This window comes from Segeticoccus rhizosphaerae, assembly GCF_009192725.1.
Lineage (GTDB): Bacteria > Actinomycetota > Actinomycetes > Actinomycetales > Dermatophilaceae > Segeticoccus > Segeticoccus rhizosphaerae.
Window position 1 is genome coordinate 1 of record NZ_VOHR01000011.1, and the last position, 14,211, is coordinate 14,211.

Below are 14,211 nucleotides of genomic sequence, written 5' to 3' on the forward strand. Positions count from 1 at the left end.
CGCGGCGCGCGCGTCGTGGCGGTCGAGCCGTCGGCGGACATGCTGAGGGTGCTCGCGGGCCGGTTGGCGGACGAGGGGCGGCAGGCCGCAGTCGAGCCGCGGCAGGCCACCTTCGAAGACCTCTCCCCTGGCGCCGGGTCGTTCGGCGTCGTGGTCGCGGCGCAGTCCTTCCACTGGGCGGACCCGCAGACCCGGTGGTCGCGGCTGGCCGGCCTGCTGGCGCCGGACGGCGTCGCCTTCCTGTGCTGGAACGGCTGGCGGCTCGACCCGCAGGCCCACGACCTCGGCGCCGTGCGCGGCCTCTACCGTGTCGATGGCCCGGGCCTGGTGCCCGACATCGACGACGAGCGCAGCCTGACGAGCTGGGCCGAGGACGAGATCGGTGCCGAGCCCCTCCTCGGGGAGACCTCCGCCTCCCACTACTACTGGGACTGGGCTCTCCCCGTGGATGACTACTTCACGCTGCTGGCCACCACGTCCCAGTATGCCGTGGCCGCACCGGACGTCCGCGCGCGTCTGTTCGAGGGGCTCGGCCGCGTCCTCGGCGCGCAGGTCCGGCTCGAGGGCCGCACACTGTTGCTCACCGTTCGCCCTTCGACGACGAGCACCCGCACCCGCACTCGCACTCGCACTCGCACCCGGAGGGGGACCACATGGCCAGGCTGATCTACTCGGCGATCACGTCGCTGGACGGCTACGTCGAGGACGAGCAGGGGCAGTTCGACTGGGCCGAGCCGGACGCCGAGGTGATGGCGGCCGTCAACGAGCTCGAGCGGCCGATCGGCACCTACCTGTACGGGCGGCGGATGTACGACACCATGGTCTTCTGGGAGACGGCCGACACCGGCCCGGACCAGCCTCCCGAGGACCGCGACTTCACGCAGCTGTGGCGGGCGGCCGACAAGGTCGTCTACTCCCGGACGCTCCGGTCGGTCGCGAGCGCACGGACGCGCATCGAGCGCGAGTTCGACCCCGCCGCGGTGCATCGGCTCAAGGAGGCCTCGCCAGCCGATCTCAGCATCGGTGGTGCGGAGCTCGCCGGCCAGGCGATGGCTGCGGGCCTCGTCGACGAATGCCACCTCTTCCTCAACCCCGTCATCGTCGGCGGCGGGAAGGGCGCGTTGCCCCGCGGAGTGCGCGCTCGGCTCCAGCTGGTCCACGAGCGCCCCTTCGCCGGCGGTGTCGTCCACCTCCACTACCGCTGCGTCTGATCTGCCCGCGTCGGACTGACTCAGCCGCCCCGGTTCTCGCCACTGCCGCCCGCGCCCGCGGACCATGCGGGCAGCTCCTGCAGCGCCCAGCGATTGCCGTCCGGGTCCGAGAAATGGACGAACCGGCCCCACGGTTGCTCGTCCACCTCACTGACCTCGATGCCGCGCCCGGCCAGCTCCGCACGGACCGCCTCGGCGTCGCCGATCACCATCTGCAGGTTGTCCAGCGACCCGGGGGTCATCGCGGTGAGGCCCTTGCCGATCGCGATCGAGCATGCCGACCCGGGCGGAGTCAGCTGCACGAAGCGGATCTCGTCGCTGACGGTGTGGTCGTGGTCGGCGTTGAAGCCGGCCTTGACGTAGAAGTCCTTGGCCCGGTCGATGTCGCTGACCGGGACGCTCACCAGTTCCAATTTCATGTCCATGCGGCCACGGTAGGGCGCTTTCCGGTCAGGTTTCGTCCTGATATTCACGGCTTCCGGGTCCTGTCGGTGCCCAGTGCCAAGATCGTCGGTGTGGCCGAGCGTCCCCTGGTTCCCGAAGCGTGGGTGGAGCGCATCGGCGCCGTGCTGGAGTCGTTCCCACGCTGCCATCGCGAGGACGCCTGGGTCGGTGTGCGCTGGCGCGTCGGCCAGGCGACCGTGGCGCACGTGTTCGGCGGCGAGGACCAGGTGTTCCGGATCACCTTCCGCGCCGACGCCGACGAGGTCATGGCGCTGGAGCACCTGGGCCCGCCGTACTTCCGCAGCGAGTGGGGCCGCAACGTCGTCGGCGTCTACCTCGACCCGGACACCGACTGGCAGGAGCTCGCGGAGCTGCTCACCGACTCCTACTGCCTCCAGGCCCCTGCCCACCTGGCCCGCCTCGTCGAGCGGCCGGACGCGCCCGAGGGCTGACTCCGCGACGTGCGGATTCGCCCGCGAGATGGTCGGGCACCCGGACGGCATACGCGACGCGCGGCATGCGGAGCCCGTCGTAATCTCGTCACATGCCGGAAGCGGGAGAGTCGAGGGCGTCGGAGGCGGCGCGCCTCGCCCGCGGAGCGGTGGACTGGCTGGTGGACGGGCCGTCGCCGGAGTCGGAGGATCCGTCGCTCTACAGCGGACTGGCCGGAGTGGTCCTGATACTGCACGAGGCGCACCACCATTTCGATGAGGACCGCTATGCGCGCGCCGCCGAGCGGGGAGCCGACCGGCTGACCGGGATGCTCGACAGTCTGGAGGACTGCTCGCTCTATGGCGGGCTCGCCGGCATCGCCGTCGCCCTGCGCGCACTGGGCCGGGACGAGGCCGCCGACCGTGCGCTCCACCGGGTCCGGGATGGATTCGACGGGGAGCGTTGGAACCAGATGTTCGAGCTGCTCCAGGGCAATGCCGGCATCGGGCTCGGCGCCCTGCTCGCGGGTGACGTCGATCTCGCCGTGGCGGCGGTCACGCCCTACCTGACCTCCGCGGATCCCACTGCAGGTGGGGTCAACTGGGCGGTGCGCCCCACGGCACCGCGGTCGCACCACGTTGCGCACGGCACGCTGGGGATCGCTTATGCGCTGGCCGCGATCGGGGACGCAGCCGGCCGCGAGGACCTGGTCGCGATGGCGCTGACCGGAGCCGCCGACGTGGTCAGCCGCAACGAGGCCGGCCCGGAGGGCTTCCTGGTCCCGCACTCCGACCCGCCGCACCGTCCCGAGCTGATCGAGCGCTACAGCTATGGCTGGTGCAACGGACCCGCCGGTGACGCCCAGGTGTTTCGCCTGCTGGCCCGGATCACCGGGGACCACCGGTGGACGGTGCTCGTGGATCGCTGCTGGCACACCATCAGACGGTCCGGGCTGCCCACCCGGATCCGACCGGGCTTCTGGGACAACAGTGGTCGGTGCTGCGGCACGGCCGGGGTGTTGGCCTTGGCCTGCGACCGCCTGGTCGAGCGCGGTGACGACGTCGGCTTCGCCGAGGTACTCGTCGACGACCTCGCCGCTCGAGCGACCGTCGACGAGGCTGGTGCCAGATGGTCCAACTTCGAGCACCGGGTCACGCCGAGCGAGTTGGAACCCGAGCCTGGTTGGGCGATGGGCAACGCCGGGATCGCCCGGGAGCTGATGCGGTACGCGCGGCTCCGGGGCGGTGGCGCCCCCGGCTACGCCGTCACCTGGCCGGACCACCCACCGACCGAGCCAGCCGGCCGCGATTGACTGGTCCCATGTCATCCGACCCCTGGCAGATCGACCGGCTCGACCTGGACGGCTACCTGCGCCGGCTCGGCATCGCCGCGCGGCAGCCGAGCAGGGCGGCACTCGACGAACTGCACGAGGCGCACGTGCACACGTTCACCTTCGACAACATCGACGTGCTCCTCGGTGACCACCCCGGTGTCGGGCTGGACGCCATACAGGACAAGTTCATCGGCCGCGGACGAGGCGGCTACTGCTTCGAGCACTCCACGCTCGTCGCGGCCGCCCTGGAGCGGCTCGGCTACCGGGTCCGGCGCCATCTGGGGCGAGTCGGCGACCCCGAGGCCGGCGCCCAGCAAGGACGCACGCACATGGTCGTCGAGGTGGTCCTCGACGGCGAGCGGCTGCTGTGCGACCCCGGCTTCGGGATGAGCCTGCTGCGACCGATCTCGATGATCGACGGAGCCGAGGACGACTACCCGCCGGGCTGGCGCCACCGACTGCGTCGCACCGATGACGGCGCCTGGGCGCTCGACCGGGCGCGGGAAGACGGCTGGCAGGTCACTCACACCACCGACGAGCTGGAGGTGAAGCCGGTCGACGTCCGCATGGGACACCACTACACCAGCACCTACCCGGGCTCGCACTTCACCACTGGCTTGATGGTCGCCAAGCACCTTCCCGGCCGGCACGTCACCGTGACCGGCGACTCACTCACCGTGCGCAGACCCGGCGCGCCGACCGAGCACCGGCCGTTGGGCGACGGCGAGGTCGAGGAGTGGCTCGAGACGCTTGCGACAGGCCTGACGCCCGACGAGCGGGTGCGCCTGCTCGCCACGCTGGGGGCACCGGGCTCGTAGCCACCAGACCCGGACCCGCGCCCGGTAGCTACTGCAGCGAAACCCCAGGGCCGTCCCCCGACAGCGACAACAGACCGTCGGGGGACGCGGCGACCGCTGGAGCGGAGGTCGTGCGGAGAGCTCAGGCGTCCTGCGTCGCGACGGCGATCGCCGAAACCTCGAACTCGAGCTTGACCTTCTCGCTCACCAGCACGCCGCCCGTCTCGAGGGCCGCGTTCCAGCTGAGGTTCCAGTCCTTGCGGTTGATCGTGGCGCTGCCCTCGAAACCGGCGCGCAGGTTGCCGAACGGGTCACGCGCGGTGCCGCTCGCCTCGAAGTCGATGGTCACCGGCTTGGTGACGTCCTTGATCGTCAGGTCCCCGGTGACCCGCCAGGTCGAGGCGTCCACGCGGGAGACGTCGGTCGAGATGAAGGTGATCTCGGGGTAGGTCTCGACCTCGAAGAAGTCGGCCGACCGCAGGTGGCCGTCACGGTCCGCCGAGTGCGTGTCGATGCTGGCGGTCTTGATGGTGACCGAAGCCGACGACGCGGCCGGGTTCGACGCGTCGATCTGGGCGGTGCCGTCGAAGTCGTTGAACTGGCCGCGCACGGTGGTGACCATCGCGTGCTTGGTCGAGAAGCCGATGCGGGTGTGCGCCGGGTCGAGGGTCCAGCGCCCGGCGAGCTCGTCGGCCGAGGGCAACTCGGCACGCTTGGGGGCCACCGTCGTGGTGGCGTCGGGACGGGCGGTGCGGTTGCGACGGAACAGTGCCATGTGAAGACTCCTTGTTTGGTGTGACCCGGGTGCGGGTCTGCGTGCTGACACTCCCTCAACTTAGTTGATTGTTCAACTATTCCCTCGATGATCACTTTCTTTGTGCACGCCGGTGTCGATCGGCGGCGGCCTGAATCGTCATCTCCACGAACCGCCCGCGACGAGGAAGGATGAGCCCATGCGTTACACGCTGCTGTTGCACTACCCGGAGATGACTGCCGAAGAGCTCGGTGAGGACGCCCTGACCGAGGGGATGGCCGCCTTCGACGCCTACGCGAAGGCCCTCGACGACGCCGGCGCGTTGCTGTCTGCGGAGGTCCTTGCCCCGAGCTCGGCGACGACGACCATCAGCCGCAAGACGGGCGAGCTGCTCGTCCAGGACGGCCCGTTCGCCGACACGAAGGAGCAGCTCGGAGGCACCTTCGTGATCGAGGTGCCGGACCTGGATGCCGCGCTCGCCTGGGCGGAGCAGGCTCCGTCTGCCGTTTACGGCGATGTCGAGATCCGTCCGACTGCGACCCGATTCGTCGACGGCGCCTGGACGCAGTGGACCTTCCCCGGCGAATGACGGGGGACCTGAGCGACGTGCAGGTGCGGGCGGCGGAGCTCGCCCGCACCTCCTACGGGCGCTTGCTTGCCCTCCTCGCGGCATCCACACGTGATCTCGCCCTCGCCGAGGACGTGCTCGCCGACGCGTTCGAACGCGCGCTGCGGACCTGGCCCACCGGAGGCGTGCCAGATCGCCCGGAGGCTTGGTTGCTCACCGTGGCGCGGAATCGCGCCCGCGACGCACAGGGCTCGGCGGCCGCGCGCACCTCGGTGCCGATCGATGCAGTGGACCGCCGCATCGCCGTGATCATGTCGGTCGACCCCGAAGCCATTCCCGACAAGCGGCTGGAACTGCTCTTCGTGTGCGCCCACCCGGCCATCGACCCCGGCATTCGCACGCCCCTCATGCTCAACACGGTGCTCGGGCTCGATGCCGCTGCCGTCGCCGCGGCGTTCGCCCTGCCCCGCGCGACCATGGCGCAACGCCTCGTGCGGGCCAAGCGGAGGGTCCGTGAGGCGGGAATCCCGTTCGCGGTGCCGTCACGCGCCGAGCTCCCTGCCCGCCGCGCCGCGGTCCTGGAGGCCATCTACGGCGCCTACGCGATCCAGTGGCAGGTCGCGGGCGCTCAGGAGCGCACCTCGCTGGCGGACGAAGCCCGCTACCTGGCGGTCCTGCTCGCCTCGCTGCTCGACGATGCGGAGGCCTGCGGTCTCGCATCGCTGATCTCGTTCGCCGCGGCGCGGGCGGACGCGCGTGAGGTCGACGGCGTCTTCGTGCCCCTGGACGACCAGGACATGACCCAATGGGATCCCGCACTGATCACCGACGGCGAACGACTACTGCGCGGGGCAACGCAGATCCGCGCGCGAACGAAGGAACCCATCGGCCGCTTCCAGCTCGAGGCTGCCCTCCAGGAGGCTCACGCCGCACGCCGGTATGACGACCGGATCGACTGGCAGGGGGTCCTGCAGCTCACCGAGGCGCTCACCAGGGTCGCGCCGACGCTCGGAGCCCGGGTCGCCCTGGCGGCCGCCCGCGCACGGGTCGACGGGCCGGACGCCGGGCTGGGCGAGCTCGAAGGCATCGACGATCCACTGGTCGAACGATTCCAGCCTGCCTGGGCCACCCGTGCCCAACTCCTCCTCCAGAGCGGACGCCGCCAGGAGGCCGCCCTCGCCTACGAGCGGGCGATCTCGCTGACGACCGAACCCGCACTCCGCAGGTTCCTCCAACACCGGCGCCACACCCTGGGGTGACGAGCACCCGGATGTCACAGGCTGCCGCGCTGCCTCGTCTTCGATGGTGACAGGCAAGCAGCGAAACGGGAGCGTGACGAGATGCGAGTGTTCGTGGCAGGTGGGACCGGGGTCGTCGGGCGTCGTCTGGTGGAGCAGCTGGTGGGCCGTGGCCATCAGGTGGTCGCCACCACGACGAGCACCGGCAAGCTGGCGCAGCTGGAGGGGTTGGGTGCCGAGGGCATCGTGATGGACGGCTTGGATGCGGCCTCGGTGGGCGAGGCGGTGGCCCGCGCGCAGCCGGACACGATCGTGAACGAGATGACGGCCCTGTCCGTGGCACACGCCGGCAAGCCCAACCCCAGGAGGCCCGCTCACTTCTTCGCCACCACCAATCGGCTGCGCAGCGAGGGGACCGACCATCTCCTGGCCGCGGCCGAGGCGGCCGGCGTTCCCCACGTCGTCGCCCAGGGGCACGCCAGCATGAACGGCGTCCGCCAGGGCGGGTGGGTGAAGAGCGAGGAGGACGGTCTGGAAGTCGTGGAGGGCACGAGGGCGATCCGCCATCTCGAGGAGGTGGTCGTCAGAGCCGGCGGCGCGGTCCTGCGCTACGGCGGTTTCTACGGGCCGTGCGCCAACGAGGACCAGGTCCGGCTCGTGCGGAAGCGCCTGGTCCCTCTCGTCGGGGCCGGCAGCGGGTACTTCTCCTGGGTGCACGTTGACGACGCGGCGAGCGCTACGGTCCTTGCGGTGGAGCAGAAGGCGAGGGGCGTGTTCAACATCGTCGATGACGAACCGGCACCGGTCAGCGAGTGGCTGCCCTATCTCGCCGAGTGCGCGGGGGCCAAGCCTCCGCGTCGGGTCCCTTACTGGCTGGCCAGGCTGCTGGCCGGCGAGATGATGGCGGGCGTGATGGTCGAAGGGCGTGCCTTCTCCAACGCCAAGGCAAAGCGGGAGCTCGGCTGGGAGCCGCAATACCCCTCGTGGCGACAGGGCTTCAAGGAAACCCTCCGATGACGCAGGCAGAGGAGTTCGAGGAGCTGCGACCCCTGCTGTTCGCGATCGCCTACCGCATCCTCGGCAGCGTGGCTGAGGCCGAGGACGCGGTCCAGGAGACGTGGATGCGCTATGCGACCTCCTCGACCCGGCCCACGTCGACCAGGGCCTTCTTGTCGGCGGTGGTCACGAGGGTTTCCATCGACGTGCTGCGTTCGGCGCGCGTCCGACGGGAGACGTACGTCGGGCCGTGGTTTCCCGAGCCGTTGGTCAACGATCCGTATGACGACCCGGAGCGCTCGGCGGAGCTGGCCGACTCCGTGTCGACGGCGGCCCTGTTGCTGCTCGAGCGGCTCACCCCGCTCGAGCGGGCCGTCTTCGTGCTGCGGGAGGTGTTCGGGTTCGGCTTTCCCGAGGTCGCAGTGGCCGTCGAGCGCTCCGAGGCAGCGTGCCGCCAGCTCGCGACCAGGGCACGGCGTCACATGGACCTCGGGCGCCCTCGGTTCGAGGCGGACCGCCGCGAACGTGAGGAGCTTGCGGCACGCTTCTTCGAGGCGCTCCGAAATGGCGATGTCGACGGATTGAGGCGGTTGTTGGCCGCCGACGTGCAGATGGTGGGCGACGGCGGGGGGAAGGCGCCGGCATTTGCTCGAGGTGTGATCGGTGCCGACAACGTCGCGCGAGTCCTTGCCTCGACCTTCCCATGGCTGACCCGGATCGACGCGAGGGTGGAGGCGCACACGTTGAACGGGCACCCGGGTGCGATCCTGCGCGATCGGGACGCCAAGGTCATCGGCACGTTGACGCTGGACGTGCTCGACGGGCAGATCCAGATGATCCGCTCGGTGATCAACCCCGACAAGCTCGGGCACCTGGGTCCCGTGGCGGACGCCTGGGCGCTCGACAGCGAGGTGAAGCGGGCCCGCCGGTCGTCCAAGGACTGAGCCCGAACGGCCGTCACTCGTCGATGCGGAACCCGACCTTCATCCCGACCTGGTAGTGCTCGACCTGCCCGTCCTCGAGGTGCCCACGGATCTGGGTCACCTCGAACCAGTCCAGGTTGCGGACCGTCGCCGACGCCCGCTGCAGCCCGCTGCGGATGGCGTCGTCGACGCCGTCCTGGGACGTGCCGACGATCTCGGTGACGCGGTAGGTGTGCGTGGACATGGGCTCTCCCGGATGCTCGACGTGGTTGCTCGACGTGGTTGCTCGACCTGCTCATCGATGCTGACCCGGCCATTTCACCGTGCCCCCGCGATCTTGTCCACGGCCAGGGAAGGGCTGCCAGGTTGCCCACCCGCTAGATGCCCAGCGCTGCCACAGCAGTCCGGGTCCGGGTGACGAAGTCGAGCGCGGTGGGCGGCGGGCCCTGCGCGAGGTGCGCGAGCAGGATGCTGCGGAAGGGCAGAGCCGGTTCGATCTGCAGCACCCGCACCCCCGGGTCGGCCATGTTCACCGACAGCGCGGGCATCACCGCCGTCCCGATCCCGGCGCGCACCATCGCCTGCACCGCCGCGTTGTCGTTGCTGCGGAAGGCGTAGGACGGTCGGATGCCCGCGGCGGCGAAGCCCTGTTCGGCCAGGTCATGGCACACGCAGTGGTCGTGCCCGATGACGGGACGTCGCGCGACCTCGCTGATCGGCAGCACGTCGCGCGCCGGGTCGTCGACCGGCACCATCGCGACGAACGGGTCGCGCACGATCTCGTGGACGACCAGCTCGTCGGACTCGACGGGGCCGACCAGGAAGCTCACGTCGAGCCGGGAGCTGCGCAGCGCCCTGGTCAGGACCTCGTTGTCGTCGCTCTCGAGGACACTGACCTCGACCTCTGGACGCTCCCGCCGGACCTCGCTGAGGATGCCCGGGAGCAGTCTCGCCGACACCGACTGGAAGGTGCCGATCGCCAGACGTCCCCAGGCGCCCTCCCGCACCGAGGCGACTCGCACGTCGAGCAGGTCGGCAGCGGCCAACATCTCCCGTGCGGTCGCGAGCACCTCCCTGCCGGCCGCGGTCAACACAGCTGCTCGTGGACCGCCGCGGCGGTCGAACACCCGCGCGCCCAAAGCCTTTTCGAGTGTCGCGACCTGGCTGGTGATCGCAGCAGCAGAGTAGCCGAGGCGCTCCGCGGCACGCCGGTAGGAACCCTCCTCCTCGATCGCGACGACCGCCGCGAGGTGGCGCAGACTGAGCTCGGAGGCGGACACGCGCCCAGCATAGTGAGTGTTCGCTTTTATCGAACGCTACGGATGTAAATGGCCACTTTTCCTGCCCGCTCGCTTCTGTCACGCTGAGGTCGTCCGCCCCGAGAGCACGAAGGATGACCATAGTGACCATGACCGCTCCCCACCCCGCATCCGTCATCGACGACGCCTCCGTGACCGAATTCGCCGAGACGGGGTCGGTCCTCGTGCGAGGTCTGTTCAGCCCTGACGAGGTCGCCACCATCGAGCAGGGCATCGAGAAGGTCCTCGCCGACCCCAGCCCCCGCTTCAAGGTGGCCAGCAGCGACACCGACCCGGGCAGCTTCGTCGAGGACTTCTGCAACTGGCAGCGGATCGAGGAATTGCGGCAGATCGCCTTCAGCTCACGTGCGGCCGACGTCGCTGCGGCACTCACCGCCAGCCGTCAGGTGCGCCTCTACCACGACCACGTGCTGGTGAAGGAGCCACGCACCCGGCAGGAGACGCCGTGGCACCAGGACCAGCCCTATTACAACGTCGACGGTTTCGCCAACTGCTCGATGTGGGCGCCGGTCGACTCCGTGCCCGCCGAGTCGACGCTGGAGTTCCTGTCCGGGTCACACCGTCAGGGCTGGCTGATGCCGCGCTCCTTCATGACCAACGAGGCCAAGTGGTTCCCCGAGGGCTCGCTGAACGACCTGCCCGACGTCGAGGCCGATCGCGGCGCCCACGACATCCGCGGCTGGGCCATGGAGCCGGGGGACGCCGTGTTCTTCCACATGCTCACCCTGCACCACTCGTATGGCGTACCCGGCACCTCGCGACGCCGCGCGTTCTCGTTGCGGTTCCTCGGCGACGACATGGTGCATGCCCCACGCCGCTGGGTCACCTCCCCGCAGTTCGACGGCCTCGAGGACGAGCTGCCCGGCGGATCGCCCATGGACCACCCGCTCTTCCCCGTCCTGCGCGAGACCGCCTGAGGTCCCCGCCGCCGGGAGACCAAGGGTGGCTGCCAATCCCCGGGACCGTATGGACGAAATGGGCCGTTCGGCCGATGTGGCGGTGCGAGCAGGAGATCTAGCCTCGGTCCGGGGCAAGTCGACCGACCGCCCTAGAACTCACCGCACCGCACGCACGCCGGAAGAAGAGACGCCACTGATGAGTACCACCAAGTCCAAGGTCATCAACGGCGTCGCCGGAGCTGCGCTGCTGTTCGTCGGCGTCGGTATCGGGGCGGCGGGCAACTCCCCGGCCGCACCGGCTGCCGCTGAACCGGCCCCGACCGTCACCAAGACGATTTCGGTCCCCGGGCCAACCGTGACCGAACCCGCCGAGGCCGCCGGTCCGGTCACCACCAAGACGGTCAAGGTCCCCGGTCCGGTCACCACCAAGACGATCAAGGTCCCCGGTCCGGTCACCACCAAGACGGTCACCGTCAAGGTCAAGGCCGCCGCGCCCCAGGCGCCCGCGGTCGAGGACAAGCCCGCTGCGGTCGACACCTCCGGGGAGACGGCTTCCCAGAGAAATGCTCGCGACAAGGCCGGTGAGTACCTGGAGTACACGTCGTTCTCTCGCAGCGGTCTGATCGACCAGCTGAAGTTCGAGGGGTTCAACACCAGCGATGCCACGTATGGGGTCGACGCCGCACACGTCGACTGGAACAAGCAGGCGGCGCTCAAGGCCAAGGAGTACCTGGAGTACACGTCGTTCTCTCGCAGCGGTCTGGTCGACCAGCTCGAGTTCGATGGCTTCACCACCGCACAGGCCACCTACGGGGTGGCCCAGACCCGTCTCTGACTCCGACTCGGACCTGATGCCTTGGCGAGGCGCTGAGCCAGTCCTCGGCTCGAACCGAGGCGATCCATCAGCAAGCCCATCGCAGTGTGCAGTGACGGCCTGCGCACGGCCAACGCCGCTGTGGCCGGCCCGCTGCAGGATCAGCCGCGGCGGTCGCGGAAGGCTGCCGCCACCTCGATCAGCCGGTCGTTGGCCTCGGTCTCGGCCACCGAGCAGCGGCACCCCTCGCCGGCGAAGGGCCGCACGGTCAAACCGGCCTCGTCCGCTGCGGCGGCGAAGTCCATGGTGTCCTCACCGAGTGGCAGCCAGACGAAGTTGGCCTGCGTCTCGGGCAACTCCCAGCCCTGGCCGCGCAGCGCCTTCCACATCCGGTCGCGTTCGAGGACCAGCGCATCCACGCGTTCGGCCAGCTCGTCGTAGGCCCGCAAGCTCGCGATGGCGGCGCGCTGGCCCAGGTCGGTCACGCCAAACGGCACGGCCGCCTTGCGGAGTGCTGTCGCGACCGGCTCCTGCGCCACGGCATACCCCACCCTCAGCCCGGCGAGCCCGTAGGCCTTGCTGAAGGTGCGCAGCACCGCCACGTTGGGATGCGCGCGGTAGAGGGCCAGCGCGTCGGGCACCCGCTCGTCGCGCCCGAACTCGAGGTAGGCCTCGTCGATGACCACCAGCACATCGGACGGCACCTTCCCGAGGAAGGTGTCGAGCTCGTCGGCGTGCACGGCCGGCCCGGTGGGGTTGTTGGGGGTGCACACGAGGATCAGCCGCGTCTTGTCGGTGATCGCGGCAGCCATGGCGGGCAGGTCGTGACGCGCGTCGGCGTCGAGCGGCACCTGCACCGAGGTCGCGCCCGACAGTGCGACCACGATCGGGTAGGCCTCGAACGACCGCCAGGCGTAGACCACCTCGTCGCCCGGCTCGCAGGTGATCTGGATGAGTTGCTGCAGCACTCCCACGCTGCCGGTGCCCGTGGCGAGGTGTTCGACGGGAACGCCGAGGTGCTGGGCGAGCGAACCGGTCAGCGCACTCACCGACATGTCGGGATAGCGGTTCACCAGGCCGGCAGCGTCACGCAGGACCTCCACGACGCTGGGCAACGGCGGGTAGGGGTTCTCGTTGCTGCTCATCTTGTAGGCCGTGATGCCTTCGCGCTCAGCGGCGGGCTTGCCCGGCTTGTAGGCGGGCACCGCGTCCAAGGTGCTGCGCAGACGGACCTTGCCATCGGGAGAGCTCATACCTGCACTGTATTGCGACCGCCCACCCGGTGAGCCAAGGCCCACCGCCACCTCGAGGGGGGTTTCACCTGTCACGATGGGCGCATGAAATCGTTCGCCATCAAGGTCCTGGTCAACGCAGTCGCCCTCTGGGTCGCTGCGCTCGTGATCAAGGGCATCGAGTTCGATTACCACGACAGCTCGCTGACCAGCAAGATCGGCACCATCCTCGTGGTCGCCGTGATCTTCGGTCTGATCAACGCGGTCATCAAGCCCGTGGTGAAGTTCTTCGCCTTCCCCTTCATCATCCTCACCCTGGGGCTGCTCACGCTGGTCATCAACGCGGCCATGCTCGAGCTGACGTCATGGGTAGCGGGTGGGCTCAGGCTGGCGTTCCACGTCGACGAGTTCTTCTGGGACGCGGTGCTCGGCGGCATCATCATCACGTTCGTGAGCATGATCTTGCACCTCATCCTGCCGGACGGTAACGATGTCCACCGCTGACTCCGCGGGCGGGCGCCCGGAGCCCTCGGCCGTGCCCGTCCCGACCGCCGACGGATCGATGCCGGCGCACCTTTGGCGGCCGGCTCCCGGCACCGCCTCCGGCGCGGGTGTCCTCGTCTTCCAGGAGATCTTCGGCGTCACCGACTACATCCGTTCGCGGTGCGCCGACCTGGCCGCGCTCGGCCACACCGTGCTCGCGCCGGAGATCTACTGGCGTCTCGACGACACCGACGTGGACGAGTCGCACCCGGACTTCCTGCAGCACTCCATGGCGATCGTCGGTCGGCTCGACTGGGACCTCGCCGTGTCCGACGGACAGGCAGCGTTTGCCCACCTGCGCGGTCTCCCCGGAGTTGACCGGGTCGGCCTGCTCGGCTTCTGCTTCGGCGGCGGCCTGGCGTGGAGCGTCGCGGCAAGGGAGGACGCCGACGCACTGGTCAGCTACTACGGTTCGGCGATCCCCCAGTTGCTGCACCTCGCGCCGGAGATCCAGACCCCGAGCCTGCACCACTTCGGGCTGGCCGACACCTTCATCGACCAGGAGACGGTGGAGCGGATCCGGGACGCCGTGGCGGGACCGACCACACGGTTCGAGACCTACGAGGGCGCCGGGCACGCCTTCGACAACCCGCACCCGGTGTTCCACCACGCGCAGGCCTCCGAGGCCGCCTGGCAGGTGACGATCGACTTCCTGGCCGCGCACCTGGCTGGCGGCTGAGCCACACAGAGCGACACGGCCCAGCCCCT

Annotated in this window: 18 protein-coding genes; 13 read left to right on the forward strand and 5 right to left on the reverse strand. The window is 69.8% G+C overall.

Annotation, left to right across the window (positions count from 1 at the left end):
* Nucleotides 1-666, forward strand: a 666-nt coding sequence (locus tag FRW57_RS02000; protein WP_152185168.1) for a class I SAM-dependent methyltransferase, incomplete at its 5' end; no start/stop codon positions are given.
* Nucleotides 654-1,211 carry a dihydrofolate reductase family protein gene (locus FRW57_RS02005; protein ID WP_152185169.1) on the forward strand — a complete coding sequence of 186 codons (558 nt, stop codon included), beginning with the start codon at nt 654-656 and terminating at the stop codon, nt 1,209-1,211. The genes FRW57_RS02000 and FRW57_RS02005, both read left to right, overlap by 13 nt.
* A 20-nt stretch (nt 1,212-1,231) precedes the next feature.
* On the opposite strand, the gene FRW57_RS02010 is transcribed toward FRW57_RS02005, so the two are convergent.
* Entirely contained in the window at nt 1,232-1,636 is a 405-nt protein-coding gene (locus FRW57_RS02010) for a VOC family protein (protein ID WP_152185170.1), read from the reverse strand.
* Between the two features lie 66 nt (nt 1,637-1,702).
* Between FRW57_RS02010 and FRW57_RS02015 the strand changes: the two genes are divergently transcribed.
* From FRW57_RS02015 to FRW57_RS02025, 3 genes are all read left to right on the forward strand, one after another.
* Nucleotides 1,703-2,107 (forward strand): MmcQ/YjbR family DNA-binding protein, encoded by a 405-nt coding sequence (locus FRW57_RS02015; protein WP_238999254.1) that lies wholly within the window; start codon nt 1,703-1,705, stop codon nt 2,105-2,107.
* A gap of 92 nt (nt 2,108-2,199) precedes the next feature.
* Nucleotides 2,200-3,399 (forward strand): lanthionine synthetase LanC family protein, encoded by a 1,200-nt coding sequence (locus FRW57_RS02020; protein ID WP_152185171.1) that lies wholly within the window; start codon nt 2,200-2,202, stop codon nt 3,397-3,399.
* A gap of 8 nt (nt 3,400-3,407) precedes the next feature.
* The gene (locus FRW57_RS02025; RefSeq protein ID WP_137121915.1) at nt 3,408-4,238 is read left to right on the forward strand and encodes an arylamine N-acetyltransferase family protein; all 831 of its coding nucleotides are present in this window, start codon (nt 3,408-3,410) and stop codon (nt 4,236-4,238) included.
* Nucleotides 4,239-4,359: 121 nt separating this feature from the next.
* Here the strand turns inward: FRW57_RS02025 and FRW57_RS02030 are convergent, their stop codons facing one another.
* Entirely contained in the window at nt 4,360-4,992 is a 633-nt protein-coding gene (locus FRW57_RS02030) for a YceI family protein (RefSeq protein WP_137121916.1), read from the reverse strand.
* A gap of 178 nt (nt 4,993-5,170) precedes the next feature.
* Between FRW57_RS02030 and FRW57_RS02035 the strand changes: the two genes are divergently transcribed.
* The 4 genes from FRW57_RS02035 (at nt 5,171) to FRW57_RS02050 (ending at nt 8,717) form a co-directional block, all read left to right on the forward strand.
* A complete protein-coding gene (locus FRW57_RS02035) occupies nt 5,171-5,560 on the forward strand; it encodes a YciI family protein (protein ID WP_137121917.1) in 390 nt (129 codons plus the stop codon).
* Nucleotides 5,557-6,798, forward strand: a complete 1,242-nt coding sequence (locus tag FRW57_RS02040) for an RNA polymerase sigma factor (protein WP_202911557.1) — start codon at nt 5,557-5,559, stop codon at nt 6,796-6,798. The genes FRW57_RS02035 and FRW57_RS02040 overlap by 4 nt, the downstream gene beginning before the upstream one ends.
* 81 nt (nt 6,799-6,879) lie before the next feature.
* A complete protein-coding gene (locus FRW57_RS02045; protein WP_152185172.1) occupies nt 6,880-7,794 on the forward strand; it encodes an NAD-dependent epimerase/dehydratase family protein in 915 nt (304 codons plus the stop codon).
* On the forward strand, nt 7,791-8,717 hold the full coding sequence (locus FRW57_RS02050) for an RNA polymerase sigma-70 factor (RefSeq protein ID WP_137121919.1): 927 nt from the start codon (nt 7,791-7,793) through the stop codon (nt 8,715-8,717). The genes FRW57_RS02045 and FRW57_RS02050 overlap by 4 nt, the downstream gene beginning before the upstream one ends.
* A gap of 13 nt (nt 8,718-8,730) precedes the next feature.
* Here the strand turns inward: FRW57_RS02050 and FRW57_RS02055 are convergent, their stop codons facing one another.
* Both FRW57_RS02055 and FRW57_RS02060 read right to left on the reverse strand, forming a co-directional pair.
* A complete protein-coding gene (locus tag FRW57_RS02055) occupies nt 8,731-8,940 on the reverse strand; it encodes a dodecin (RefSeq protein ID WP_137121920.1) in 210 nt (69 codons plus the stop codon).
* Nucleotides 8,941-9,073: 133 nt separating this feature from the next.
* Nucleotides 9,074-9,976 carry a LysR family transcriptional regulator gene (locus tag FRW57_RS02060; protein WP_137121921.1) on the reverse strand — a complete coding sequence of 301 codons (903 nt, stop codon included), beginning with the start codon at nt 9,974-9,976 and terminating at the stop codon, nt 9,074-9,076.
* 128 nt (nt 9,977-10,104) lie between these two features.
* Between FRW57_RS02060 and FRW57_RS02065 the strand changes: the two genes are divergently transcribed.
* Together FRW57_RS02065 and FRW57_RS02070 are read left to right on the forward strand one after the other, a co-directional pair.
* The gene (locus FRW57_RS02065) at nt 10,105-10,932 is read left to right on the forward strand and encodes a phytanoyl-CoA dioxygenase family protein (protein WP_137121922.1); all 828 of its coding nucleotides are present in this window, start codon (nt 10,105-10,107) and stop codon (nt 10,930-10,932) included.
* A 178-nt stretch (nt 10,933-11,110) separates the two neighbouring features.
* Nucleotides 11,111-11,749, forward strand: a complete 639-nt coding sequence (locus tag FRW57_RS02070; protein WP_152185173.1) for an Ltp family lipoprotein — start codon at nt 11,111-11,113, stop codon at nt 11,747-11,749.
* A gap of 140 nt (nt 11,750-11,889) precedes the next feature.
* Here the strand turns inward: FRW57_RS02070 and hisC are convergent, their stop codons facing one another.
* Entirely contained in the window at nt 11,890-12,981 is a 1,092-nt protein-coding gene (gene hisC, locus FRW57_RS02075) for a histidinol-phosphate transaminase (protein WP_152185174.1), read from the reverse strand.
* Between the two features lie 84 nt (nt 12,982-13,065).
* Here hisC and FRW57_RS02080 point away from each other — a divergent pair, with 84 nt between their 5' ends.
* Complete coding sequence (locus tag FRW57_RS02080; RefSeq protein WP_137121925.1) at nt 13,066-13,464, forward strand: phage holin family protein; 399 nt, start codon at nt 13,066-13,068, stop codon at nt 13,462-13,464.
* Nucleotides 13,451-14,182: a dienelactone hydrolase family protein gene (locus FRW57_RS02085; protein ID WP_152185175.1), complete on the forward strand. Its 732-nt coding sequence runs from the start codon at nt 13,451-13,453 to the stop codon at nt 14,180-14,182. Before FRW57_RS02080 ends, FRW57_RS02085 begins: the two co-directional genes overlap by 14 nt.
* The last annotated feature ends 29 nt before the right edge of the window (nt 14,183-14,211 follow it).

Bases quoted from the DNA above. Each gene is read 5' to 3' on its own strand.
- FRW57_RS02005 (WP_152185169.1), top strand. From the start codon at position 654: ATGGCCAGGCTGATCTACTCGGCGATCACGTCGCTGGACGGCTACGTC.
- FRW57_RS02010 (WP_152185170.1), bottom strand. From the start codon at position 1,636: ATGGACATGAAATTGGAACTGGTGAGCGTCCCGGTCAGCGACATCGAC.
- FRW57_RS02020 (WP_152185171.1), top strand. From the start codon at position 2,200: ATGCCGGAAGCGGGAGAGTCGAGGGCGTCGGAGGCGGCGCGCCTCGCC.
- FRW57_RS02025 (WP_137121915.1), top strand. From the start codon at position 3,408: ATGTCATCCGACCCCTGGCAGATCGACCGGCTCGACCTGGACGGCTAC.
- FRW57_RS02030 (WP_137121916.1), bottom strand. From the start codon at position 4,992: ATGGCACTGTTCCGTCGCAACCGCACCGCCCGTCCCGACGCCACCACG.
- FRW57_RS02035 (WP_137121917.1), top strand. From the start codon at position 5,171: ATGCGTTACACGCTGCTGTTGCACTACCCGGAGATGACTGCCGAAGAG.
- FRW57_RS02040 (WP_202911557.1), top strand. From the start codon at position 5,557: ATGACGGGGGACCTGAGCGACGTGCAGGTGCGGGCGGCGGAGCTCGCC.
- FRW57_RS02045 (WP_152185172.1), top strand. From the start codon at position 6,880: ATGCGAGTGTTCGTGGCAGGTGGGACCGGGGTCGTCGGGCGTCGTCTG.
- FRW57_RS02050 (WP_137121919.1), top strand. From the start codon at position 7,791: ATGACGCAGGCAGAGGAGTTCGAGGAGCTGCGACCCCTGCTGTTCGCG.
- FRW57_RS02055 (WP_137121920.1), bottom strand. From the start codon at position 8,940: ATGTCCACGCACACCTACCGCGTCACCGAGATCGTCGGCACGTCCCAG.
- FRW57_RS02065 (WP_137121922.1), top strand. From the start codon at position 10,105: ATGACCGCTCCCCACCCCGCATCCGTCATCGACGACGCCTCCGTGACC.
- FRW57_RS02070 (WP_152185173.1), top strand. From the start codon at position 11,111: ATGAGTACCACCAAGTCCAAGGTCATCAACGGCGTCGCCGGAGCTGCG.
- hisC (WP_152185174.1), bottom strand. From the start codon at position 12,981: ATGAGCTCTCCCGATGGCAAGGTCCGTCTGCGCAGCACCTTGGACGCG.
- FRW57_RS02080 (WP_137121925.1), top strand. From the start codon at position 13,066: ATGAAATCGTTCGCCATCAAGGTCCTGGTCAACGCAGTCGCCCTCTGG.
- FRW57_RS02085 (WP_152185175.1), top strand. From the start codon at position 13,451: ATGTCCACCGCTGACTCCGCGGGCGGGCGCCCGGAGCCCTCGGCCGTG.